Source organism: Pseudomonas sp. Z4-7, from assembly GCF_051131965.1.
Taxonomy (GTDB): Bacteria; Pseudomonadota; Gammaproteobacteria; order Pseudomonadales; family Pseudomonadaceae; genus Aquipseudomonas.
Window position 1 is genome coordinate 2,014,899 of the sequence record NZ_CP071642.1, and the last position, 24,426, is coordinate 2,039,324.

21 protein-coding genes are annotated in these 24,426 nt (G+C 62.8%); 8 read left to right on the forward strand and 13 right to left on the reverse strand.

Features of this window, described 5'->3' with window-relative positions:
• Positions 1-53 precede the first annotated feature (53 nt).
• A complete protein-coding gene (locus tag J3P91_RS09070) occupies positions 54-1,931 on the reverse strand; it encodes a sigma-54-dependent Fis family transcriptional regulator (protein ID WP_434603514.1) in 1,878 nt (625 codons plus the stop codon).
• 432 nt (positions 1,932-2,363) lie between these two features.
• Between J3P91_RS09070 and J3P91_RS09075 the strand changes: the two genes are divergently transcribed.
• The 6 genes from J3P91_RS09075 to J3P91_RS09100 are packed head-to-tail and all read left to right on the forward strand — an operon-like array spanning position 2,364 to position 8,318.
• A complete protein-coding gene (locus J3P91_RS09075; protein WP_305495775.1) occupies positions 2,364-3,458 on the forward strand; it encodes an ABC transporter ATP-binding protein in 1,095 nt (364 codons plus the stop codon).
• A complete protein-coding gene (locus J3P91_RS09080) occupies positions 3,458-4,567 on the forward strand; it encodes an ABC transporter ATP-binding protein (RefSeq protein ID WP_434569134.1) in 1,110 nt (369 codons plus the stop codon). The genes J3P91_RS09075 and J3P91_RS09080 overlap by 1 nt, the downstream gene beginning before the upstream one ends.
• Complete coding sequence (locus tag J3P91_RS09085) at positions 4,564-5,430, forward strand: carbohydrate ABC transporter permease (RefSeq protein ID WP_305495771.1); 867 nt, start codon at positions 4,564-4,566, stop codon at positions 5,428-5,430. The genes J3P91_RS09080 and J3P91_RS09085 overlap by 4 nt, the downstream gene beginning before the upstream one ends.
• 10 nt (positions 5,431-5,440) lie before the next feature.
• Positions 5,441-6,241, forward strand: coding sequence for a carbohydrate ABC transporter permease (locus tag J3P91_RS09090; protein ID WP_305495769.1), 801 nt, complete (start codon positions 5,441-5,443; stop codon positions 6,239-6,241).
• 10 nt (positions 6,242-6,251) lie between these two features.
• Complete coding sequence (locus tag J3P91_RS09095; RefSeq protein WP_305495766.1) at positions 6,252-6,524, forward strand: DUF2160 domain-containing protein; 273 nt, start codon at positions 6,252-6,254, stop codon at positions 6,522-6,524.
• A 51-nt stretch (positions 6,525-6,575) separates the two neighbouring features.
• Entirely contained in the window at positions 6,576-8,318 is a 1,743-nt protein-coding gene (locus tag J3P91_RS09100; protein ID WP_305495764.1) for an ABC transporter substrate-binding protein, read from the forward strand.
• Positions 8,319-8,495: 177 nt separating this feature from the next.
• On the opposite strand, the gene J3P91_RS09105 is transcribed toward J3P91_RS09100, so the two are convergent.
• Positions 8,496-9,437, reverse strand: coding sequence for an alpha/beta hydrolase (locus J3P91_RS09105; RefSeq protein WP_434603516.1), 942 nt, complete (start codon positions 9,435-9,437; stop codon positions 8,496-8,498).
• 270 nt (positions 9,438-9,707) lie between these two features.
• On the opposite strand from J3P91_RS09105, the gene J3P91_RS09110 reads away from it, so the two are divergent.
• Together J3P91_RS09110 and J3P91_RS09115 are read left to right on the forward strand one after the other, a co-directional pair.
• The gene (locus tag J3P91_RS09110) at positions 9,708-9,935 is read left to right on the forward strand and encodes a hypothetical protein (protein WP_434603518.1); all 228 of its coding nucleotides are present in this window, start codon (positions 9,708-9,710) and stop codon (positions 9,933-9,935) included.
• A gap of 96 nt (positions 9,936-10,031) precedes the next feature.
• Entirely contained in the window at positions 10,032-10,574 is a 543-nt protein-coding gene (locus J3P91_RS09115) for a hypothetical protein (RefSeq protein ID WP_434603520.1), read from the forward strand.
• Between the two features lie 127 nt (positions 10,575-10,701).
• On the opposite strand, the gene J3P91_RS09120 is transcribed toward J3P91_RS09115, so the two are convergent.
• The 11 genes from J3P91_RS09120 to J3P91_RS09170 all read right to left on the reverse strand — a co-directional run bounded on the left by J3P91_RS09120 (position 10,702) and on the right by J3P91_RS09170 (position 24,421).
• Positions 10,702-11,496 carry a ChbG/HpnK family deacetylase gene (locus J3P91_RS09120; RefSeq protein ID WP_434603522.1) on the reverse strand — a complete coding sequence of 265 codons (795 nt, stop codon included), beginning with the start codon at positions 11,494-11,496 and terminating at the stop codon, positions 10,702-10,704.
• The gene (locus J3P91_RS09125; protein WP_434603523.1) at positions 11,468-12,640 is read right to left on the reverse strand and encodes a GNAT family N-acetyltransferase; all 1,173 of its coding nucleotides are present in this window, start codon (positions 12,638-12,640) and stop codon (positions 11,468-11,470) included. Before J3P91_RS09125 ends, J3P91_RS09120 begins: the two co-directional genes overlap by 29 nt.
• A 5-nt stretch (positions 12,641-12,645) precedes the next feature.
• Entirely contained in the window at positions 12,646-13,335 is a 690-nt protein-coding gene (locus tag J3P91_RS09130; RefSeq protein ID WP_434569128.1) for an N-acetyltransferase, read from the reverse strand.
• Positions 13,332-15,227: a hypothetical protein gene (locus J3P91_RS09135; protein WP_434603525.1), complete on the reverse strand. Its 1,896-nt coding sequence runs from the start codon at positions 15,225-15,227 to the stop codon at positions 13,332-13,334. Before J3P91_RS09135 ends, J3P91_RS09130 begins: the two co-directional genes overlap by 4 nt.
• 731 nt (positions 15,228-15,958) lie before the next feature.
• Complete coding sequence (locus J3P91_RS09140) at positions 15,959-17,263, reverse strand: lipopolysaccharide biosynthesis protein (protein ID WP_434603527.1); 1,305 nt, start codon at positions 17,261-17,263, stop codon at positions 15,959-15,961.
• Positions 17,260-18,264: a polysaccharide deacetylase family protein gene (locus J3P91_RS09145; protein ID WP_434569125.1), complete on the reverse strand. Its 1,005-nt coding sequence runs from the start codon at positions 18,262-18,264 to the stop codon at positions 17,260-17,262. The genes J3P91_RS09140 and J3P91_RS09145 overlap by 4 nt, the downstream gene beginning before the upstream one ends.
• Positions 18,265-18,276: 12 nt before the next feature.
• Positions 18,277-19,413 (reverse strand): glycosyltransferase, encoded by a 1,137-nt coding sequence (locus tag J3P91_RS09150; protein WP_434603529.1) that lies wholly within the window; start codon positions 19,411-19,413, stop codon positions 18,277-18,279.
• Complete coding sequence (locus J3P91_RS09155) at positions 19,406-20,365, reverse strand: glycosyltransferase (protein ID WP_434603531.1); 960 nt, start codon at positions 20,363-20,365, stop codon at positions 19,406-19,408. Before J3P91_RS09155 ends, J3P91_RS09150 begins: the two co-directional genes overlap by 8 nt.
• Positions 20,365-21,732: an O-antigen ligase family protein gene (locus J3P91_RS09160; RefSeq protein WP_434603533.1), complete on the reverse strand. Its 1,368-nt coding sequence runs from the start codon at positions 21,730-21,732 to the stop codon at positions 20,365-20,367. The genes J3P91_RS09155 and J3P91_RS09160 overlap by 1 nt, the downstream gene beginning before the upstream one ends.
• Complete coding sequence (locus J3P91_RS09165) at positions 21,729-22,832, reverse strand: glycosyltransferase family 4 protein (RefSeq protein WP_434603535.1); 1,104 nt, start codon at positions 22,830-22,832, stop codon at positions 21,729-21,731. The genes J3P91_RS09160 and J3P91_RS09165 overlap by 4 nt, the downstream gene beginning before the upstream one ends.
• Positions 22,829-24,421: a GumC family protein gene (locus J3P91_RS09170; protein WP_434569120.1), complete on the reverse strand. Its 1,593-nt coding sequence runs from the start codon at positions 24,419-24,421 to the stop codon at positions 22,829-22,831. Before J3P91_RS09170 ends, J3P91_RS09165 begins: the two co-directional genes overlap by 4 nt.
• Positions 24,422-24,426: the final 5 nt, after the last annotated feature.

Sequence of the window (24,426 nt, forward strand, 5' to 3'; positions counted from 1 at the left end):
CACATTCACCCCAGGCCCCCTGTGGGAGCGAGCTTGCTCGCGAAAGCGGTGTGTCAGTCACCGTTGATGCCGACTGATCCGACGTTTTCCAACTGCCGCAGGCGTTTGTACAAAGTATTGCGGCTGACGCCGAGGCGTCGTGCCAGGTGGGAAATGTTGCCGCCGACGGCCTGCAACTGGCGGTTCAGGTCTTCGGCGTCGTTCAGGTCTACTGCCAGCGGTTCCGGTGTTTCCACCGGCTCCATTTCCAGGTCGACAAAAAAGTCATCGGGCAGATGTTCCGGGCGGATCGGTTGTTCTTCGGCCATTGCCAGGGCCACTTGCAGCACGCTGCTGACTTGCCGCAGGTTGCCCGGCCAGGGGTGGCGTTCGAACAGCTCCAGGACTTCGCGGCTCAGGCCGGCCCATTGGGTCGGCTCGCGGTGGTGTTCCCAGAGGCGGTTGAACAGCGCCTGCTTGTCGCTGCGTTCGCGCAGGGGCGGCAATTCGAGGGTCAGACCGCCGATGCGGTAGTAGAGGTCTTCACGAAATCGCCCCAGTTGCACCTGTTCGCGCAGCGAGCGGTTGGTGGCTGAGATGATGCGGATGTCCACCGGGAACAGCTCGGCGCTGCCCACCGGTTGCACGTAGCGTTCCTGCAAGACCCGCAGCAAGCGGGCCTGGGTCGGTAGCGGCATGTCGCCGATCTCATCAAGGAACAACGTGCCGCGATCGGCCTTGCGGATCAGGCCGATGCTGCCCTTCTGGTTGGCGCCGGTGAAGGCACCTTTTTCATAACCGAACAATTCCGACTCGACCAACTCGGCGGGAATCGCCGCGCAGTTGACTGCGATAAACGCCTGCTTGCAACGCGAACTGGCCTGGTGCAAAGCCTTGACGAAGACTTCCTTGCCGACGCCGGTCTCGCCGTGGATCAGCAGCGGAATGTCTTTCTCCAACAGGCGCTCGGCCTGGCGCACAGCTTTTTCCACCCTGCTGTCACCGAAGTGCAGGGTGTTGAGGCTGATGGTGGTATTGGCAGGGGCGGGCGCTGGCGAGGGCGTCGTTTCGGCAAAGATGCGCGGCTTGACCGACACCTGCTTCGGCCGCTTGAGCAGGCACTGGAACCGATTGCGCCCGGACGCCTGCAAGGCGAACGGCAGGCCGTCGGGCTGGTTGAGCAATTCCATCAGCGAGACCTTGAACAGGCTTTCGATGCTCACCCGTGACAGGCTGAGGCCCAACAGGTTGTCGGCGCGGCGGTTGGCCGAGAGCACCTGGCCGCTCTCATCGAAAATCAACAGCCCGGCCCATTGGCTGTCGAGGTTGTTCAGTCCGGTGTTGAACGTGAGTTGAAAGTGTTCACCGCGAAACAGATTAAGGATCAGCCGGTTCTCCACCGTCTGGCTCATCATCTTCACCATGCCCAGGGTGTGGGACGGCGGCAGGTAGCTGTCGCTGGAGACGTCCAGCACCGCGATGACCTTGCGCTCGGCATCGAAGATCGGCGCGGCGGAGCCGGTCATGAAGCGGTTGGCCTTGAGGAAATGTTCATCGTGTTCGATGTGCACCGCCTGTTCACAGGCCAGCGCGGTGCCGATGGCGTTGGTGCCGGTGCAGCGCTCCATCCAGGTCGCTCCGGCGCTGAAACCGTGGGCCAGCTTCGGTTCGATGAACCGCTGGGTGCCCCAGGAGGTCAGCACCTGGCCCTGGTTGTCGGCCAGCATGATCAGGCAATTGGAATTGCTCAGGATATTCTCGTAGTACGGCAGGACTTCCTGGTGAGTGGTCTGCACCAGTGAATGCTGGCTTTCCAGTAACTGGGCGATGCCCTCGGCCGGCAATGGGTCGAACGCCGGTACGCTCTGGTGATTGAGGCCAAAGGCGCGGCAACGGGACCAGGAAGCCTGAATGATGGCCTCGTGGGACAAGGCAGGAGCAGGTGCGGCCATGGGGCACTCTCGCAGGTGCTGTTTTTATTGTTGTGGCAAGTCTCGCACAGAGTCCTTGTGCTGGGGCAGGCCTGAATATCAATCCATACACAGATCCTGTGGAAGATTCTGTGGGAGCGAGCTTGCTCGCGATGGCGGTGTGTCAGTCACATCAATGCAACTGATCCACCGCCATCGCGAGCAAGCTCGCTCCCACAAGGACTATCGTCAGGCCGGCAGATAGCGTTCATTCAGTGTTGTTCAAAATTGTTCATTGTCAACCGGCTCACTGTTCAATTGTTCATCCCTGATTGTTCACTTCTGTTCAGCAATGAACGCCAGTTTTACCGTCAAAAAAAGAAAGCCAAGCATAATCAACAGCTTGTGATTTCTGGCACGGCTTTCGCTTTTGCACTCAGGTCGCTTGACTCCAAATAATAAAAAGGCCGAGCCATGTCATTACAGCTTGAGCACATCTGTCGCACCGTCGAAGGCCAGACCTGGATCGACGATGCCAATCTGAGTTTCGAACCCGGATCCTTCAACGTTCTGCTGGGCCGCACGCTGTCCGGCAAGACCAGCCTGATGCGCCTGATGGCCGGTCTGGACAAGCCCGACAGCGGCCGCATCCTGATGAACGGCGTGGATGTCACCAAGCGGCCGGTGCGGCTGCGCAATGTGTCGATGGTGTACCAGCAGTTCATCAACTACCCGACCATGACCGTATTCGAAAATATCGCCTCGCCGCTGCGCCAGGCCGGTATTTCCGAGGAAATCATCCAGGGCAAGGTCCTGGAAACCGCGAAGATGCTGCGGATCGAAAAATTCCTCAAGCGTCATCCGCTGGAGCTGTCCGGTGGTCAGCAGCAACGGACCGCCATGGCCCGTGCGCTGGTCAAGGACGCCGAACTGATCCTGTTCGACGAGCCGCTGGTGAACCTCGACTACAAGCTGCGTGAAGAACTGCGCCAGGAAATGCGCGAGCTGTTCCAGGCTCGTCACACCATCGCCGTCTACGCCACCACCGAGCCGAACGAAGCGTTGGCCCTGGGTGGCACCACGACGATCCTGCATGAGGGCAGGGTGATCCAGAGCGGCAAGTCGTCGTCCGTTTATCACCAACCGCAAACCGTGCTGGCCGCCGAGCTGTTTTCCGAACCACCGATCAATCTCATGCCGGGACGCATTGCCGGCAATGAAGTCAGCTTCGCCAACTTCGTGCACTTTCCGCTGAACGTCGACCTGCGTCCGGTGGGCGAGGGCGAGTTCCGTTTCGGCGTGCGTCCCAGCCATATCTCCCTGGTGCCGAGCAACGATGACGACCTGGAACTGGCGGTGACCGTCGAGGTGGCCGAGATCAGCGGTTCCGAGACCTTCCTGCACGTGCGCAACGAACACTTCCTGCTGGTCCTGCATTTGCCCGGCGTGCACGAATACGACGTCGACGCGCCGATCCGCATCTACATCCCGACCCACAAACTGTTTGTCTTCGATGCCCAGGGCAAGCTCGTCCAAGCCCCAGGGCAACGTATCGCGAGGGTTGCCTGATGGCCGAAATTCGTTTGCAGAACCTCGCCCACAGCTACACCAGCACCCCGGCGGGCCCCGAGGACTACGCGATCCGCGAGATGAACCACATCTGGGAGCAGGGCGGCGCCTATGCGCTGCTCGGGCCTTCGGGTTGCGGCAAGTCGACCTTGCTCAACATCATTTCCGGTTTGCTCAGCCCTTCCGAAGGGCAGGTGATGTTCGACAGCAAAGTCGTCAACGAACTGTCCCCGGAGCGGCGCAACATCGCCCAGGTGTTCCAGTTTCCGGTGGTCTACGACACCATGACGGTGTTCGACAACCTGGCGTTCCCGCTGCGCAACCAGGGCATGGCCGAGGCGCGGATCCACACCAAGGTGCAGGAAATCGCCGAGGTTCTCGACCTGCAGAGCCTTCTGGACAAAAAGGCCCGCAACCTCACCGCCGATGAAAAACAGAAAGTCTCCATGGGCCGTGGGCTGGTGCGCGACGATGTCTCGGCGATCCTGTTCGACGAGCCGCTGACGGTGATCGATCCGCACCTGAAATGGAAACTGCGGCGCAAGCTCAAGCAGATCCACGAGCAGTTCAACATCACCATGGTCTACGTCACCCACGACCAGTTGGAGGCCTCCACCTTCGCCGACAAGATCGCGGTGATGTACGGCGGCCAGATCGTGCAGTTCGGCACACCGCGCGAACTGTTCGAGCGTCCGAGCCACACCTTCGTCGGCTACTTCATCGGTAGCCCCGGCATGAACCTGATCGAGGTCCAGGCGCAGCCCGGTGGCGTCGGTTTCGCCTCGACCCACTTGCCGCTGTCCGAAACCCTGCAGCGGCGTGTCGCCGACGCGCAAGGCAAGAGCCTGAAGGTCGGCATCCGCCCGGAATTCGTGCATGTCTGGGACGGCCCTTACGACGACGCGATGCGGGCTGACGTGGTGCACGTCGAAGACCTCGGCACCTACAAGATCCTGACCCTCAACCTTGATGGCGCACCGCTGAAGGTCCGCCTCGCCGAAGACAAGCCTGTGCCGGAAGGCACCGCGTATATCAGTTTTCCGGGTCAATGGCTGATGGTCTATGCCGATGAATATCTGCTTGAATCCGCAGGCGAGGTACAGCCATGAACAAGGTGCAGAACAACAAGGCCTGGTGGCTGGTGTTGCCGGTGTTCCTGCTGGTGGCCTTCAGTGCCGTGATCCCGATGATGACCGTGGTCAACTATTCGGTGCAGGACATCTTCGACCAGTCCAGCCGCTACTTCGTCGGCGCCGACTGGTACAGGCAGGTGCTGCTCGACCCACGGCTGCACGATTCGCTGTTGCGTCAGTTCATCTACTCGGCGTGTGTCCTGCTGATTGAAATTCCGCTGGGCATCGCCATCGCCCTGACCATGCCGACCAAGGGCAAGTGGTCGTCCCTGGTGCTGATCATCCTGGCGATTCCGTTGCTGATTCCGTGGAACGTGGTGGGTACCATCTGGCAGATTTTCGGGCGCGCCGACATTGGCCTGCTGGGCTCGACGCTCAACGCCATGGGCATCAACTACAACTACGCGGCCAACACCATGGACGCGTGGGTCACGGTGCTGGTGATGGACGTCTGGCACTGGACTTCGCTGGTGGCGCTGCTGTGCTATTCGGGGCTGCGGGCGATTCCGGACGTCTATTATCAAGCGGCGCGAATCGACCGGGCGTCGAACTGGGCGGTGTTCCGGCACATCCAGTTGCCGAAGATGAAGAGCGTGCTGCTGATCGCGGTGATGCTGCGCTTCATGGACAGCTTCATGATCTACACCGAGCCGTTCGTCCTCACCGGCGGCGGGCCGGGCAACGCCACGACGTTCCTCAGCCAGACCCTGACGCAGATGGCTATCGGTCAATTCGACCTGGGCCCCGCGGCGGCGTTTTCCCTGGTGTACTTCCTGATCATTCTGTTGGTGTCCTGGCTGTTCTATACCGCCATGACGCACTCCGACGCCAACCGTTGAGGCCCGCACAATGAGCAAGAGAAAGCTGATACCGCTTTTGATCTACATCCTGTTCCTGCTGGTGCCCATCTACTGGCTGCTGAACATGTCGTTCAAGAGCAACACTGAAATCCTCGGCGGCCTGACGCTGTGGCCACAGGATTTCACCTTCCAGAACTACAAAGTGATCTTCACCGATCCGAGCTGGTATACCGGTTACCTCAACTCGCTGTACTACGTGAGCCTGAACACGGTGATTTCCCTGGCGGTCGCGCTGCCGGCGGCCTATGCGTTCTCGCGCTACCGCTTTCTTGGCGACAAGCACCTGTTCTTCTGGTTGCTGACCAACCGCATGGCGCCACCGGCGGTGTTCCTGTTGCCGTTCTTCCAGCTGTACTCGTCCATCGGCCTGTTCGACACCCACATCGCCGTGGCTTTGGCCCACTGTCTGTTCAACGTGCCGTTGGCGGTGTGGATCCTTGAAGGCTTCATGTCCGGCGTGCCGAAAGAAATTGACGAGACCGCCTACATTGACGGCTACAGTTTCCCCAAGTTCTTCGCCAAGATCTTTATCCCGTTGATCGGTTCCGGCATCGGCGTCACGGCGTTTTTCTGCTTCATGTTCTCGTGGGTCGAGCTGTTGCTGGCCCGGACACTGACCTCGGTGAATGCCAAGCCGATCGCGGCGGTCATGACCCGCACGGTGTCGGCGTCCGGTATTGACTGGGGCGTGCTGGCGGCGGCAGGGGTGTTGACCATCCTGCCGGGCATGCTGGTGATCTGGTTCGTTCGCAACCACGTGGCCAAGGGCTTTGCCCTGGGCCGGGTCTGAGGAGTCGATGATGGAATGGATGAACTGGACCGCCCCGACGGCGACGTTTTTTGGGGTCATTGCCTTGCTGCTGGCGGGCATGACGACATGGGAATTGCGTTCGCCGAGTATCCCTCGGCGTGGTTTCCTGCCGATTGCCACGACCCGTGGCGATCGGTTGTTTATCGGTCTTCTCGGTAGCGCCTACCTGCACCTGCTGGTGATCGGCGTTACCGACTGGAGCATCTGGATAGCGTTCGCGTTGTCTCTGGTGTGGCTGTTGGCAGTGATGCGGTGGGGCTAGTCGCGAAAGTTCGACGACGATCAGGCTCTTAAACCCAAACAGGAGGTCTCTATGTTCGATAAAAACAATAAGCTGCGACATAGCGTTTCATTGGCAGCCATGCTGGCACTCAGCGGGCTGAGCGCTACGGCCTGGGCCGACGCCTATGAAGACGCCGCGAAAAAATGGATCGGCAGCGAATTCAAGCCGTCGACCCTGACAGCCGAGCAGCAGCTCGAAGAACTGAAGTGGTTCATCAAGGCCGCCGAGCCATTTCGCGGGATGAAAATCAACGTGGTCTCGGAGACCATCGCTACCCACGAATATGAATCCAAGGTACTGGCCAAGGCTTTTAACGAAATCACCGGGATCCAGCTGACCCACGACCTGCTCCAGGAAGGCGACGTGGTGGAGAAGCTGCAGACCCAGATGCAGTCCGACAAAAACATCTACGACGGCTGGGTCAATGACTCGGACCTGATCGGCACGCACTTTCGCTACGGCAAGACCGAGTCGATCACCGACCTGATGGCCAACGAAGGCAAGAATTTCACCTCGCCGACCCTCGACCTCAAGGACTTCATCGGTATCTCCTTCACCACCGCGCCGGACGGCAAGGTCTATCAACTGCCCGACCAGCAGTTCGCCAACCTCTACTGGTTCCGCGCCGACTGGTTCGAGCGTGCGGACCTGAAGGCCAAGTTCAAGGAAAAATACGGCTACGAGCTGGGCGTACCGGTGAACTGGTCGGCCTATGAAGACATCGCCAAGTTCTTCTCCGAAGACGTCAAGGAGATCGATGGCAAGCGCGTCTATGGCCACATGGACTACGGCAAGAAAGACCCGTCCCTGGGCTGGCGCTTCACCGATGCCTGGTTCTCCATGGCCGGCGGCGGTGACAAGGGCCTGCCTAACGGCTTGCCAGTGGACGAGTGGGGCATTCGCGTCGAAGACTGCCATCCGGTCGGCTCCAGCGTCACCCGTGGCGGCGACACCAACGGCCCGGCCGCCGTGTTCGCTACCACCAAGTACGTCGACTGGATGAAGAAATACGCGCCACCGGAAGCGGCGGGCATGACCTTCTCCGAGTCCGGTCCGGTGCCGTCCCAAGGCAACATCGCCCAGCAGATTTTCTGGTACACCGCTTTCACCGCCGACATGACCAAGCCGGGCCTGCCAGTGATGAACGCCGACGGCACGCCGAAATGGCGCATGGCGCCGTCGCCACGCGGTCCGTATTGGGAAGAGGGCATGAAGCTGGGCTATCAGGACGTGGGTTCCTGGACCTTCATGAAGTCGACGCCTGAGAAACAGCGCCTCGCGGCCTGGCTCTACGCGCAGTTCGTGACATCCAAGACCGTGTCGCTGAAGAAGACCATCGTTGGCCTGACGCCGATTCGCGAATCGGACATCAACTCCCAGGCGATGACCGACCTGGCGCCGAAACTTGGTGGCCTGGTGGAGTTCTATCGCAGCCCGGCCCGTGTGCAATGGTCGCCAACCGGGACCAACGTGCCGGACTATCCACGCCTGGCGCAACTGTGGTGGAGCCACATCGCCGAAGCGGCCAGTGGCGAGAAAACCCCGCAACAGGCTCTCGACGGGCTGGCCAAGGATCAGGACGCGATCATGACGCGTCTGGAACGCTCCAAGGCCCAGGCCACCTGCGCACCTAAGATGAACCCTGAGCGCGACGCGCAATACTGGTTCGATCAACCGGGCGCACCGAAGCCGAAACTGGCGAACGAGAAGCCTAAAGGCGAGACGGTGAATTATGCCGAACTGCTGAAATCGTGGGAGGCGGCGCGTAAGTAACGCTTCAACCAAGAAACAACGGCACCGAAAGGTGCCGTTTTTTTTGCCCCCGGTTCTGAAGTAAACCCAATCCCCTGTGGGAGCGAGCCTGCTCGCGAAAGCTGTGGGTCAGTTCGCCCCGATGTTGAATGTACTGGCCCCTTCGCGAGCAGGCTCGCTCCCACAGGGATTGTTGATTTAGCCCGCCTTGGCCGGGCTTGCCTGGGCGTTTCCGGCCACCGGGGATGGGCGGGCATGCATCAACGCATCCAACGCCTGCCGATACGTGCGGCCCGCCAGGCTCATGCTGTTGTTATGCGTGGCGCCCGGCACCAACAACAACCGCTTCGGTTCCCGGGCGGCATTAAACAGCTGCTCGCTGAAGTGTGGTGGTACGTAGCGGTCGGCGGCGCCGTGGACGATCAGCAGCGGCATGTTGATCTCGCCGATCTTGTCGATGGAATCGAACTTCTGCGACAGCAGCCAGCGTACCGGCAGGGAAGTGTTGGCCATGGCGGTGGCGACATCGCCCAGGGACGTGAAGGTCGATTCGATGACCAGGCCTCGGGCGGGCACGGTGGTGCCATTTTTTGCCGCCTCCTGACCCAGCTCCGCCGCAAGATCCACCGCGACGGCACCGCCCAGGGAATGGCCGTAGATCAGGCGCAGGGCCGGGTCTGGTTGCAGCACCGCAAGACGTTCCCAGGCGATTCTTGCATCCTCGTACACGCTGGCTTCAGAGGGCAGTCCCCCTTGGCTTTTGCCAAAGCCACGGTAATCGATCGCCATGACCGAATAGCCCAGCGCCCGCAATTGCTGGATGCGAAACAGCTGGCCGGTCAGGTTCCAGCGCACGCCGTGCAGGTACAGGATGGCGGGCGCGTTCTTGCGTTCGGCCGGCCACCACCAGCCGTGGATATTTTCCCCGGCCTTGAAGCTCTTGGGCTTGAGGTCGAACTCCTGCACACCGCTGGGAAGGCCACTGAACCAACTCGCCGTCCCCGGCTCGATGCGAAACACCAGCTCGCGTTCCTTGTGCTGCAACACCGCGCAGCCCACCGGCAGGCCGACCACCATCGCGGCCATGAACAACCAGGCCAGCCAGCGTTGCCTGAGGCGAGAAAGTAAGGATGAAGGCATCGACGCGATTCGCTACTCGGGGACAGAAGCTGCGTTTTAGCAGATTCCTCGGAGGGCGCGCAGGGATTTCGGACGGTTTGCCTGTGATGCGGGAGCGGCCCCAGGGCTGCGGGCAGGCATCGATCTTTTGCGACTGCTGCGCAGTCGAGCGGGAGCAAGCTCCCTCGCCACGAGGGTTTCATTGCCTTCAGATTGTGGTGCAACCCGATCGAACTCTCGCCGTTTCGCCCCACTCGAAATTCAATACTCAACCCTGTCGAGGACGATGTCATGACGAGCGAACATTCGAAAACAGCCAGCCAAGTCGGCAACAATGCGCCAGCGAAGGATGCTGCCGGCGACCCGGTGGACGTCGTGGAGCGCGATGTGCGCCACCCGGATCCAGCCACTGACAAAGTCGACAAGACGATCACGCCCAAGTCGATCAAGAGCCATGAGCAGGACGCTGAAAAATTGCGCGACAAGGTCGGGCAGGTGGAGAAAAAGCTCGGCCGCTGAGTGGCGACTGTCATTCGTCAGAAGCCCGCTTTGCATCGCTGGAAATTGTCCCATCCGTGTGCCTTACTCCCTGTTCCTTAGGGGGAGGGCAACGGGATGCGACGTAGAAGCGCAGCGTATTGGCTGTGGGTGAACCGTCGGCTGGCGGGGCGCAACCACGAAGAGGTCCTGGAGGACGGCACGCAGGTCGAGGTCCAGGCGCGGATCAACCAGCAGAGCGTGACGCAACTTTTCATCTGTGTTTATCGGCCGAACGGATCCGTCTGGGTCGAGGAATTCCATGATCGCGCGTTGCGCGAACCGTTGTGCCAAGCGCTCGAATGGGGCTTGGCCCGGGCCGGGGACATCGTCGCCGGTAGCGGATGTTTCAAGGCGCCCCACAAGATCCAGATGACCCTTGGGCCATTGATCCGGGACGAATGCACCCTGGCCTTGAGGCGCATGGACATGAGCGATGAAGAGCGCCGCAACCTCAGGATCCGGGATGCCTGGGCAGAGTACGTCCACGCCAAGGAAGCGATGCTGGCGCTGATGCGTTCGGCCCGGGTCGAGGCCGACGTCTGGGAGACACAGAAGCGTCGGCTGTGCGAAGCCATCGATCGGCGGGCCTCCCTGGCCCGAGCGTGCCTGGGCAATTGAACATGGCAGCCTCCGTGGCGAGGGAGCTTGCTCCCGCTGGGGCGCGTAGCGGCCCCCCCCCGGTTCCAGCATTTGCCTCGTCGGGGCCGCTGCGCAGCCCAGCGGGAGCAAGCTCCCTCGCCACGGATCAGTACAGATCCCCCAACTCAACTCGCTCAAACTCCCGCCCTCTCTCGCCATACCCCACCTTCGGCACCCCCGCCAGGCGCCTGTGCAGCACTTGGGTCAGCGAGTTGTCGAGGGCCAGGCTGGCGTCGCCAAAATCCCCGTCCAGTTGCAGCGGATGAACGATCACTTCCAGCGAACCATGCTTCGGTGGCGCCGCGTGATGAAGGTCCGCTGGCGTGCAGACATAATCCGCCGTTGCGCCGCAGAGCCTGCGCAGGCGGCGGTTGAGCAGGGTTTTGAAGATGCGTTTGGCCACGCTCAGGTTCGGTCCCAGGTTACGTGCCAGGCGCATGGGCACGCCCTGCCGGGCGGCGAAGCGAGCCACCAGTTCGCCGACGGGCCAGATGTTGTGTACATGCTGATGAGAGTCCAGATGGCTCGGACGCAGGCCACGGTCCAGGCAGTATTGCCACTGCGCCTGGAGTTCTTCTTCCACGGCCGCCAGATCATCCGTCCCCAGTCGCAGGCTGTAGCGCGACAGATTGAGGTCGAATTCGCCGGTTGCATTGCAGAACGTCTGCCGTGTCCTGATTGCCTGACTCAGCGGCGGTCCGTAACTGAGATTGAAATGCAGGCCGATGCGCCCTTCAAGCAGTGGGTGTCGGGCCAGCTCACACGCCTGGTCAAATCCTGGCATGTTGGCCATGGCCGTAGCGGAGCTGATCACGCCTGCCTCGAAGGCTCGTAGAATCAAGTCGTTTTCATCGAGGCTGAGCCCGAAGTCATCAGCGTTGACGATCACTTGGCGAGGCATGCGTGTCCTCCGGCTTTTTGGCAGTGGGCGACGTTGTCGCGGGCGGTTTGGCGCGGCGCTTGCCGAGCCAGGGCTTCAGGCTTTTCCATAGCCGCAGGGCGAACCCCAGGAGCAGGCCATCGGGCCGCCAGGAATAGAAACTCCAGCGCCAGTGCTCAAGTTGGCCGGTCATGCGTTCGTGCAGTTGATGGCTGGAATTCTCCAGGCTGACGCGCGATGCATCGATCCACCGCCAGTTCTCGTCCAGCCCCCAGCGGATCCACTCTTCGAGCAAGACCCGACCGCTGCCCAGGTCGGCGTGCCGCGGCAGGAACGCCAGGTTGTAGTCATATAGCCGTCCCTGGTCGAGCAGGCCGAGGCGATAGCTGATGCACTCGCCGTTCAGCTCCAGCATCACCACCCGCACCAGGCCTTGGGCGGCGAGGGCGGTGAAGGCAAGGTTCATCCATTGCCGGCGCCCGGGGTCGGCGAAGATGCCGACACCTTCCTCGCCTTTCCAACTGGCCGCCTCGACTTCAGCGAGAGCCCGCAGCAGTTGCCCCATGCCGATGGCATCCGGCGTCACCCGACGTATTTCGGCACCGCAAGCGGCGATCCGCTTGCGCGCGCGGCGCAACTTGTAACGCGGATCGCCGGTGATTTCCTGATGGTCACTGTCGCTGATCAGGTGCACCGGGACCCGGCAACTGAGCCGCCGTTCGCCGGTGGAACTCTGCGCCATCCAGGCACTGAGCACGCTTTGTTCGCCGACCGGCTCGATCACTTCATTCAATTGCAGCAACGCGTGGGGCACCTGCTGGCGGATCTGCATCAGCGCCTGGCCCATGGCTTCGGCGTCCAGGCGCACCAGTAGGGCGATACGGTCAGCCAGTGGAAACCCCAAGTGATGCAACACCCGAAAGCGCAGCCCGCCGATGCGCTCGCGCCCCGCGACCAGAGGCAGGCACAGGCACAGTGTCTCGTCCTGCCAGCCCAGCAGCACATGGAGTTGCTGGTCGGGCGCGAGGGCGAATTCCGCCGCTTGCAACCAGGCCAGCGTATTGAACGGCGTAGCGTCGACCACCTGGGTCCGCAGCTCTTCATAAGCCGTTGCAGGAAACTCCGCCGCGCTCATGGAGCGACACCACTGGAACCGGATCGCCATGGACGTCAGGCCGCCGCAGCCGATGCAACCGGCCGGGCCGGTTTACGGAAAGCGTCGAGTACCGAGCCGCTGTAGAACGTGTCGCGGAAGAACCGGAAGCGACCGAACAGGCAATACACATGGGTGATCTGGCCGCGCTCCTGGAAGTCCATGCGGATGTGCATCTTGATCGCTGGGGTGTTCTCCAGGTCGCAGACATCGACCATTTTTTCGCAGCCCTTGTCCGCCATGACTTTCCATATATCGGTTTGTACATCCGCCGACAATTGGGAGCCCCAGTACGCGCGAATCATCTCGCCACCGAACTGGAAGTATTCACCCGGCTTGATCGGGAACCAGCAGCCATAGAAGTGGCGATCAAAATAATCTCGGGTACTGGCCCAGGCGAAACCTATGGTGTCGCCCTTGTCGTCCAGGTACATCAGGCCGGTATAGCCTTCGGCGGCCAGCTCGCGCATGGTTTCGACGCGGTCGCCGAAATGCCTGGCGAAAGCGTCGGCGTTTTCGACGGTGATGAACTCGCGACGTACCGGTGGGTAGGGCCTGAGGGTATGCGGCCGCAGCGGGATTCTCACATCGTGTTCCAGCCATACCAGTTGCGAATGGAAAAACACGAAGCGACGTACCAGCAGTTTGAAAACGGAACGCAGGCCTTTTTTCTGAATGCGATCACGCAATTTTTGCAGAGCGTTCATGGAGCCTCCTGACGGATAGCGGGTTGGGGGGGAAGGGTGGCAGTCCAGCGCAGGGCGAATACGGTTTCTCCTGGCAAGAGAAATCCGACCTGGCCGGCCTTGCAGTTGAACGGGGCATTGCGGCTGATGTTGTCCGGGCCGAAATACACCAGGCTGGCGCCGGGCTGCGGGCAGCCCGCACCCTGCAGGCTGACTTGATGGGCGCGAATGCTTTTGTTCACGCCCAGCAGGCTGCGCTGCTGCCCGGTGGCCATGGCCAGCGCGTCGACTTCAAACGCGTCGTTGTCCAGGCGCAGCACCTGGTCGAGCCAGTGCTGCTGGATGAATTGCTGGGCCAGGCCCACCGGCTTGAGTTCGAAGCGCTGGTTCTCCAGCACTCGCACCATGCCTTTGGGGTATTGCGGCTCGTCGGCGGACTGGAACCAGTTGAGCATGTCCAGCCAGCCGTCGGCGGAGGCGTTGATCGCCACCGACGTCCACCACAGCGCGGCGTAGTGGGTTTCCTGATCGTAGGGGCTGAGGCTCGAGCCGCTGGAGATGTTGGTCTGATCCAGCAGCAAGGCCTTGCGCGGCCGGCCCTGGCTGTCCAGGCCAACCAGGTCGGCGGCCTGGCGGACGCTGTAGCGATAGACCCGGGTCGCCAGCAAGTCGCGGACCATCCATTCATGCCAGGCCAGGGCGTCGATCCGGTCGCCGGAGGTTTCCAGCAGGCGCCGTGCCCAATCGATGCCACGCCGATCCGCCGCGTTTTCGGCCAGCGGGCCATTGGTGAATCGGGAGCTGGCCGGCATGGCGATGCGCACTCCGGCGCGGGCATTGGCGTCGTTGGCGCGGACCTGGGCGGCCAGGCTTTCGAACATCTGCTGGAAGCTGGCGAAGTCCGGATAGTTGAGGTTCGGCTCGTCGGCGAAACTCAGGTAATGGAGGCTCTTGCCGCCCAGGGCGCGGGTCGTGTCGAGCCAGGCTTGCAAGCCGCTGCTGCTGGTCCGGTCGGCGCGCAGATCGGCCTTGCGTTGGCTGCCGGCCAAGAGGGTAATGTCCCGGGTGATGCCGAAGCGATCCTGGTACAGGCGCCGGAACGCATCTTCGTGGTCGGCCTTGGCCGCCGTGACATCGACGAAACTGTAGTAGGTGGCCGCTCGGGGCTTGAGGGTATCGATCACCGCGTAGGCGGACGGTGGCGGCAGCACATAGGGCAGGGACATGCCCAGGCTGGGGGTGGGGCCGAGCACATCGTCATGGAGGGTCAGGTGGGTTTGGCCCGGATCCTGGCGCACCGGCTGCAACTGCGCCGGGTCCTGGGCGAACAGGTTGGCGCTACCGTCGAGCCAGAACGCTACCTTGCCGTTGCCTTGCAAGTGCAGACGCCAGGTTTGCTCGACATCCGCCACCGGCAGGGCGATCTGGTCGAACTGCCAATAGGCGCGATACGGTTTGAGATTCAGCTGGAGCTGTTTGCCGTCGCCGACGCGCCGGGCTTGCAGCGCGTGCACACCGCCATGGAATTTACCCGCCAGCACTGCGCGTTCGCCGGCCGCCACCTTGAAGTACAACTCGTCGCCATCGTGGGCTTCGGCGCTGAAATGCACTTTCGCCGGGGCGAACAGGGCACGGGTGCGCGCATCGTGCTCTACCGCATAGCGGCGGAAACTGTAGCCGGGAATTTCCAGGCGATAACTGGCGGCACCAGGCCGCAGCGGCCACTGCTGCTCGCCACGGGTCTGTGCCGCTTCGACCAGGCGCTCACCGGCCAGCCGCCCCTGGCCGTCGAGCAGGTAAAGGTGTTCGGTATTGGCATCGGCCTGCCAGGCGGGCACCCAGCGCACGGTCACGGTGCTTGGCTGGTCGGTCTGCAGGTACAGGCTGCCGTCGCGGATGCCGGCCCATTGCATGGACGCGCCATGGGCGGAGGCTGCGAGGGCCAGAAGGCATAGACCGGCGCCGATTTTTCCCATGCCCCCCACTGGCCCCATCGCGAGCAAGCTCGCTCCCACAGATCTACGGTGACCACAAATACCCTGCCCAACCCCGCCCCCCTGTGGGAGCGAGCCTGCTCGCGAAGAGGCCGTCACCTTCAACATCCCAGCCAGCTGACCCAACGCTTTCGCGAGCAGGCTCGCTCCCACAGGTGATCTACGGTGACCACAAATACCCTGCCCAACCCCGCCCCCCTGTGGGAGCGAGCCTGCTCGCGAAGAGGCCGTCACCTCCAACATCACCGCCAGCTGACCCAACGCTTTCGCGAGCAGGCTCGCTCCCACAGGTGATCTGTGGTGAACACAAATACCGAGCCCAACCCCGCCCCCCTGTGGGAGCGAGCCTGCTCGCGAAGGGGCCGTCACCTTCAACATCCCAGCCAGCTGACCCAACGCTTTCGCGAGCAGGCTCGCTCCCACAGTGGAAATGTGGTGACCACAAATATCCTGCCCAACCCCGCCCCCTTGTGGGAGCGAGCCTGCTCGCGAAGGGGCCGTCACCTTCAACATCCCAGCCAGCTGACCCAGCGCTTTCGCGAGCAGGCTCGCTCCCACAGGTGATCTGTGGTGGATATAAATACCGTTGCCAACCCTGGACCCTGTGGGAGCGAGCTTGCTCGCGATGGCGGTCTGGCGGGCGGCGGTGTTCACGCGGATTTCCCCAGCAGCATCTGGCGCATCGGCAGCAAATCGCTGGGCAGGATGATCAGTGTCTGCCACAGCGCCACGCCGCTGAGGCGGCAGTACATGCCCAGCAGCGCCAGCGTTACCCCCAGATAGGCGATCGACGACGCGGCGGCCGCGCCGACGATGCCGTAGCGCGGTATCAGGACCAGGTTGAGCGCCAGGTTCAGCAGCGCGCCGACGCCCATCAGCAGCGACACCGTGCCGGGTCGGTCCTTGCCCAGCAGATCCAGGCGCAGGATGCTCGCATAGCAGAGCCCGAACAGCCCCGGCAGCAGCGCCAGCAGGGCCGGGTAGGCCGGTTGATAGGCGGCGCCGAACAGCGTGACGATCAACCATTCGCCAATCAGCGCCATGCCCAGGCAGGCACCGAGCATCACTGTGGCGGTCAGGCGCAAGGCCAGCGGGGTCAGGCGCTGCATGTCGCGGTCTTGCTGCAGCAGGCGTTTCATCAGCGGCGTGGTGACCGCTTCCGGCACGATCAGCAGCAGTTCGGCCGCAGCGCTGGCCATGGCGTAATGCCCCAGCGCCGTGCTGCCCAGCAGGGCGCCGATGAACAGGAAATCCGAACGCAGCACCACTTGCTGGAACAGCAGGTCCGGATGGCTGCGGGCGCCGTAGCGCAACAGCTCGTTCTGGCCGGCACGGTCCCACTGCAGCTCGACCGCATGATCGCGGCGCAACCACATCCAGCCGGCCAGCACCACCAGGCTCAAGCCCGCCAGCCAACTGATCAGCGCCGCCTCCAGCGCCTTGTCTTGCCACATCCAGAACAGCGCCACGAACAACAACAGCGGTGCCAGCGATTCCATCAGCCGCAACGCGTTGAACGCGCCCACGCCGCCCGAGGCATTGTGCAGCGTCAGCAGGCCGCTCTTGAGCACGGTCAGCGGTACGGCCAGCAACAGCAGCCAGGCCAGCAATCCCAATTGCGTGGTGATGTCCAGCTCACCGCCAAATTCCCGCACCAGCGCCACCACCAACAAGGTCAGCAACCCGGCGAGGAGACAACCGAACACCAGCACCTGGCTGAGCAACAAGCCCATCGAGCGCTGCTGCGCCGCCTGGTAGCCGACGGCGGAATTCAGGCCACCGCTGGTGGCGGCGCTGATCAGGTCGGGCAGGGTACTGAGCAGTGCGAACAGTCCGCGCTCGCTGGGCCCGAGGATCCTTGCCAACAACACGTTACGCAGCAGGCGCAGAGCGATCATCGCCAGGCGCGTGCCCATGCTCAGTGCCAGATGCTTGAGGTAATGGGCTCGGCTCATGAGCGGGCTCCTCGACGGATGCGCCAGGCCAGCAACTCGGGGTGGCAGGCATTGCGCTGGCTGACGCCAAAGCGTGGCAGGTTCAAGGGGTCGCCATCGTGGCGATACAGCCCGGCCTCGGTGCCCAGGGCAAACGGAAAACCGTGGGCCGCTACCTGCTCGCGTACCCGTGCATCATGATCACCGTTGGGGTAGCAATACACCGGCAGGGGTTGCGCGCAGCCGTTTTCCAAAGCTATCCAGCTGCGGGTCAGTTCCTCGTGCAAACGCTGGTCGTCCAGCCCGGTCAGGATCGCATGGCTGGCACCGTGGGGGCCGAAGCGGATCAGGCCGGAATCTTCGAGCATGCGCACCTGGGTCCAGTCCAATGCCTGGGGTTGCGAGCCCTGCGGACAGGCCTCGGTGAGATCGCTCAGGGTTCGCGCATCGAGGGTTTTCAGGCTTTGCAGGAAATGCAACAGCGCCAGGCTGCGGCGCTCGTCGTCGATATCATCGAGCAGCACCGGCAATGGCCGGCCGACCTGCTGCAAATGCTCGATGAGCGAATGCCGCGCCAGTTGCCCATGGCTGCCCCAGAGGGTTTCGCCGATGCTTTCCCACCAGAAATGCTGGCGGCTGCCAACAAAATCGGTGGACAGGAAAATGCTCGCCGGCACCTGGTACTGGCGCAGCAGGGGAAAGGCATTCATGGCGTTGTCGCGCCAGCCATCATCGAACGTCAGGGCCACCCGCGGACGGTTCGGAACGCTTTCCGGGTCGGCCAGCAGCAAGCTCATCAACGGCACACATTCAAAATGCCGTTGCAGCCAGATCAACAGGTGTTCGAACGCGTCAGGCCCCACGCACAGCTCATTGCGATGCGGCAATTCGGCGGCGCGGTCGTTGTTCAACACCCGGTGCAACATCAGGATCACGCCGGCGCCACGCAAGGGATGGCGTCCCATCGACGTGTTCAGGTACAGCCAGCCGCCGGTGCGCTTGAAGACGTGTTTGATCGACATCGGCGTTGCTCCTTAGCGGTTCTGCTCGGGATTCCATTGGCTATAGCGGTGGCCGCGCAGAAACTGCCACAACCCGATGCTCATGCCCGCCAACGTCACCAGCACGAACGCGGCCAGGCGAAAAGGCCGGGGCAGACGGTGGCCGACGTCCAGCAACCCGATCAAGGCGATGGCGTAGCCGAGCAACTGCGCCACCAGGCTCAGGCGATAGAACCCATGCTCGCTCCACAGCCAGGCGTTGCTCAGCAACAGCGGCACCAGCAACACCGGGGCCAGGCGGCGGATCAGCTTGTGGCTGATCAAGCCAATGGCGTAGAGCCCATGGCGCAAGGGATTGAGCAGTTCGCGACGCTGGGCCAGGCTCTGCAGCCCACCGACGGTGACCCGTTGGCGCCGGCGGAACTGTTTGTCGGCTTCGTCCACGCCCTGGTCGATCACTCGGGCGAGCGGTGCGTAGACGATCGCCTTGCCGGCCACCGGCGCACAGGTGCTGAGAAAAAAGTCATCGTTGACTTGTGCCGGTATCGCCTGGAACAACTCCCGGCGCAGGGCCAGCAGAGCACCGTCAGCGGAGACCATGCAGCCGGTGCGGCTCTCGACCCGACGCAGCCAGCCTTCGTAGTGCCGATACAGGCTGTCGCCCAGGCTCAGGCCCTTGCCGGGCACGGGGATTACCATGTGCCCGGCGCAGGCGCCGACTTCCGGGTCGGCCAGCGGCGCCAACAGGTGGCCGAGGGTATCGTGGGCCCATTGATTGTCGGCGTCGGTGAACACCAGGATTTCGCCGCTGCTATGGGCCACGCCCGTGTTGAGGGCGGCAGCCTTGCCTTGGCGCGGCAGGTCGAGCACGCTGATCCGCGGATCGCTGACCTTGCGTGCGCAGGCCACCGTGTCATCGGTGGAACCGTCGCTGGCGAGGATGATTTGCAGCGAGCGCGCGCGATAATCCTGAGCCAGCAGCGTGCGCAATTTTTCTTCGATGTGCCGCGCCTCGTTGTGGGCGGCAATCACAATGCTCACGTCCATCGGCACTGCCGTGGTGTAGCGCCGTAGCGGAAACAGCGGCGCCAGCAAGGTCAGCAACAGCGGGTAGCCGAGGTACGCGTACACCGGCAGCAACAGGCAAGACCAATAGAAAAACTCAGCCACGGGCAGGTCTCCTGACGTTCCATTGAAAAAGATTGAGCAGCAGCGCCGCGCCGGTCAGGTGCAAGCGCACCCCATGCAGGGCCCACAATTGCAAGGTCAGGCGCGGGTCGCGCTGGCTCTGGCGCAGGCTCAGAACCAGGGCCGGCAATGTGCTGATCAACAGCAGCATCAGCCCCAGGCGCGCCTGGCCCTGGAACAGCGCGACCAGCGCCACGAAATCCAGGCCCCAGGCACCGATGGACAAGGCGGGGAAGCGCAACAGCCGCAGGCTCGGCCCGTGGCTGCGCAGCAGTTGCCAGTGACTGCCCTGGCGCCACAGTTCCTTGCTCATCCACTCGCGCCAGCTGCCTTCGTAACCCCAGTGCAGGGCGAGACTTTCGCTCACCAGCAACAACTGCGCTCCGGCCTGGCGCAGGCGCAGGGAAAAATCCTTGTCCTCACCGGTGCGCAGGGTTTCATCGAAGCCACCGACGCGATCGAACCAGGCGCGGCGCATCAGCAGATTGGCACTGGGCAGCCACTGCACCCGGTGCAGCGGACGCGACCCCGGGCGTTGGCCGCGCCGCTGCCAGGCCCGGGCGAACCACGGCGCCTGCTCGGGCGTATCCAGGTCGAGACCGAGCACATCGCCCTGGCGACCTTCGATTTCGATCAACAACCTGAGCCAGTCGGCGGGCATTTCGATGTCGGCATCGATGAATGCCAGCCAGTCGCCGCTGGCGGCGGCCGCGCCACGATTGCGCAGGGCGCCGATGTGCACGCCGGGCACGATCAGCACCCGGGCGCCCAATTCGTTGGCGATGCGCGGGCCATGGTCGTCCGAGCCGTTGTCGACCACGATCAGCTCGCACTCCAGCTGCGCCTGGCGCGCAGCTTCCTGGGCCGCCAGCAACGTGCGGCCGATGTGCCGGGCCTCGTTGTACATCGGGATCACAATGCTCACGCGTTTCATCAACGGGTCTCCTGCGGCGCGGACCGTTCGGCGTCGTAGCGCAATACGCTGGTCAAGCCCAGCATGATCCACAGCAACTTGTGGTTCGGTGCACTGAGAAACATCAGGAACAACGCCAGCGACAGGAAACTCATGCCCAGGTGCGTCAGCAGGTCCGCCTGCGTCCAGTCCCGCCGCTGGAGCCAGAGCTGGCGTGCGCGCAGCAGGTTGTAGAGACCCAGGCCGATCATGCCGACAAACATCAACCCGCCGGGAATGCCGATCTCGCTGAAAATTTCCAGATAGGTGTTATGCGCCCGGCGATACAGGTCCCCCAGTTTGCGGTTGGCCGAGAAAGCCTTGGCGTAACCGGTGGGGGCGTAGTGCAGGGGAAACGTTCCGGGACCTGAGCCGAGCAGCGGATTTTCGCGAAGCATCTGGCTGCCGACGACGATGTACGAGGCGCGACGGCCCAGGGATTCGTCTTTGTGAGCGCTGGCACCAGCGCTGAGGATGCTCAGTGACTGGATGCGCGCCACGTAGCCGGCCGGCATCACCGCGATTGCCAGGGGAATCAGCAGCGCCAGCCCGAGCATCGCGAAGCCCAGGTGCCGTGGGCGGATGCGCGGCAGCTGCGCGCGGTAGTGATACAAGCCGATCATCAGGCTGAGCAGCAGCACCACCAGTCCCGAACGCGATTCGGTCTTGGTCATGCCGCCCAGCAGCAGGATGAAGCAGCCACCCCAGAACAACCGGTGCAGCAGGTTCGGACTGCGCACCACCAGCAACAACGCCAGCGGCACGGTGAAGGCGATCAGCAGGGCGAAGGTGTTCGGATCTTCCAACAGGCCGGAAGCGCGGCCCTGATCCTGGTACCGGGCGGAGAACATCGCCAGCACGCAGGTCGTCGTGACGCTCAGCGTGACCAACCGGCAGAACAGGTCCAGGTTCAGCTCGCGGCCGATCAGCAGGGTGATCGCGAACAGCACCAGGCCCACCGCCAGTTCCCGGAAGTGGGTGGTGGAGAGGCCCGGGTTTTCCGATAGCAGCAAGCTCAGGCCGTAGAACAGCATGAAGCCGATCAGCGGCTTCCAGATATTGCTGCGCAGGCGAGTGGCGGGAATCTGGTGCAGGGCCAGTTGCAACGCCAGGATCAGGATCAGCGCCAGCCCGAGGAACTTGCTGCCGGAAAAGGCGTTTTCCTTGAACAGCCCTTCGAACGGCACCAGCGCGGCAATCCCCAGCAAGCCCCAGCCGGGCTTGCGATAGAGCACGGCAACACCGACCAGGCCGAGCACCGCGCCGGGAGCCAGGTACGGATAAGGGCTGGCCAGCAACATCAGGCAAACCAGGCCCAGGAGGCTGACGATCGAGAGCGGGACAATCATGGCCGGGCCTCCCGTGCGGTGCGGATATACAGTTGCGACCAGCGTTCGGCCAGCGTGCGCAGGTCGTAGCGGTCGCGTTGGGTGCGCCGTGCGTTGTCAGCGAGGATCTGCGCCAGCGGTGGTTCGCTGAACAGCGTCTCGATCTGCCGGGCCAGCTCCTCGCTGTCGGCGGGCGTGGCGAGCAGGCCGTTGTGGCGGTCCTGCACGACATCGGGAATGCCGCCGACGCCGAACGCCACCACCGGCACTCCGGCTTGCATGGCTTCGAGCAGAATCATCGGCGTGCCCTCGGTGCGCGAGCTGATCACCAGTACATCGAGGCGGCTCCACCAGGCATTCATGTCGGTCTGGTAGCCAGGCAATTCGATGCGCGTGGGCAGCCCGGCATCGGTGATGCGCTTGAGCAGGAGCTGGCGTTCCGGGCCGTCGCCGAGCATCACCGCGTGCAGCGAAGCATGGCGCTGGCACAGCGGGATCATGGCGTCGAGAAACAGGTCCGGGCCTTTCTCGCTGCTCAAGCGGCCGACATAGCCGACCCGCCAGCGCTGCCGGTCATCGCGATGCGGCAGGGGTGTGGCGACCGCCGGCAGGCCGTTGGGAATCACGTCGAGTTTGTCCGCCTTCACGCTGGCCTGGCGGTGCAACGCCGCGATGCTTTCGGCCACGCATACCACTCGCTTGACCGAGGCGGTGCGGCACAGTTGCAGGCTCAGCCAGGTATAAAAACGCTGCTTGGTGCTGCGCGGCGTAAAGCCGTGCTGGGTAATCACCAGGGGCAGGCGCAGCAGCGTGGCCGCGGCCCAGCCGAACAACAGGCCTTTGAAGTTATGCGTGTTGATCAGCGGTCGCTCGGCGCGCCGTTGCCGCAAATGCTGCAGCAGCTCGGCCCAGTTGGCGCAGTGGCGGCAGTCGACCCCGGCCTGGCGAAAGCGCGTGATCAAGGTCGGCGGCGCCGCTAAAAACACCACTTGGTGCTGGCCGGGCGTGGCCAGGCAATGATCGAGCAGCATCCGCTCGGCCCCGTAGAAGCCGCCGCTGTCGAGCAGATGAATGATCGACAGGGGGCTGCTGCGGTGGGACGGGCCGAACGGCGCGTTCAATTTCTCACCCAATGGACAAGACTGGGCAAGCTCCAGTTGCGATGCGGATTGACCTGCTCGGGTGACTGCTCGTTGATCACCAGCAACACCGGCAGATCCAGTTGCTGGGTGATCTGCGCCGGATGCTTGAAGCGATGGTCGAAGAACTCACGCACATAGACCAGGGCGATGGCCAGCAGCAGGCCGCTGAACAGGCCGAACACAATGATTAGCATCGGCTTGGGAAATGCCGCGGCGGTCGGTTCGAAAGGCGGGCTCAGGACCCGGGCGTTGGACAGGTCGTTGTCCAGCGAGCGGGCGGTGCTGGCTTCGGCGAATCGCTGGGCGTAGGTGGAGAACGCCGCATGCAGAGCGTTGATCTCAGTGTCCATCTGCCGCAGCTTGCTCTGGGTTTCCTGCAACTGATGGATGCGCTCCTTGAACGCCCCGATGCGCGCTTTTTTCTGCTCGATCACCGAGCTGACCACCGCAAGATCGGTGGTGCGTTCCTGGATGCGGTTGTTCACTACTTTCAGAAACTGCTGGCGGGTCCGCACGATCTGCTCCCGGGCCAGCAGCATCGGTTCGCTGCCGGGCTGGAAAATCGCCAGGTCATTCATGTAGCGGCTGACCTGGCCGGTCAATTGCTCACCCAACTGGCGGATTTCCCGGTCTTCGAAGGCGATGTTGTCCACCGTGGTGGTGAAGGTGAACGGGAAGGTGTAGTCGTTGAACCGCGAGCTGGTCGTCGCCGCCAGGCTGCTCTTGAGGTAGTCGAGCCAGCGTTGGCTTTGCAGCAGGCGATCCTGATAGAGGTTCAGCGCCTGCTCTTCGGTATTGATGGCGTTCAGGCGGAAAGTGACTTCTTCCTTCGGATCGGACGAACCGATGCCTTCGAGCAGCCCGAGTCGTTTGTCTTCCAGGCCGTCGAGACGCGTCTGGTATTGGGCTTTTTTCTGCTCGTAGAAAGTCTGCGGCAGTTCGATCGATTGCAGTTCCTGGCGGCCGGTGAGGTAGTTCTTCAGCAGTTGCGCGACGAACCGCGTGCCCTGGGCCGGGTCACCGAAGCTGTAGACGATGGAGATGACATTGGAGCCGGGGAGGGTTTCGATCTTCAGGTTTTCGATGGCCTGGTCGGTCAGCGTATCGAGCATCGTGTCGCGCACCGGATCGACCTCAAGCCCCAGGCCGTCGCGCAACGGGTTGACCACATACTCACGCAGCGGCTGGGTGATGTAGCGCTTGAGCGGCTCGCTGACCCATTTGTTGAGGATGCCCGGGCTTGGCGTGTACTCGCCCTGGTCGCGCAGGGTCTGGATGGTCTGGCGAATCAACGCCGGCGAGCGGAGGATATTGCTCTCGGTTTCCATGTCCGCCAGGGACGGCGGGATAAACGTGGCGTTTTCCTGGTTCAGCGACGTGGTGGCGTCGCCCTGGGAAAGTTTTTTCGACTGGACGATCACCTGGGCGGTGATATCGAAGCTCTGCTTGAGCATCAATGGCAGCACCAGGGCGATCACGGCGAAAATCAGGAAGATGCGCTTCACCCACTGCTTGTTGGCAAAGAAGATCCTGAAAAACTCGTGCAGATAATTTTCCTTGGGGTTCATGATCG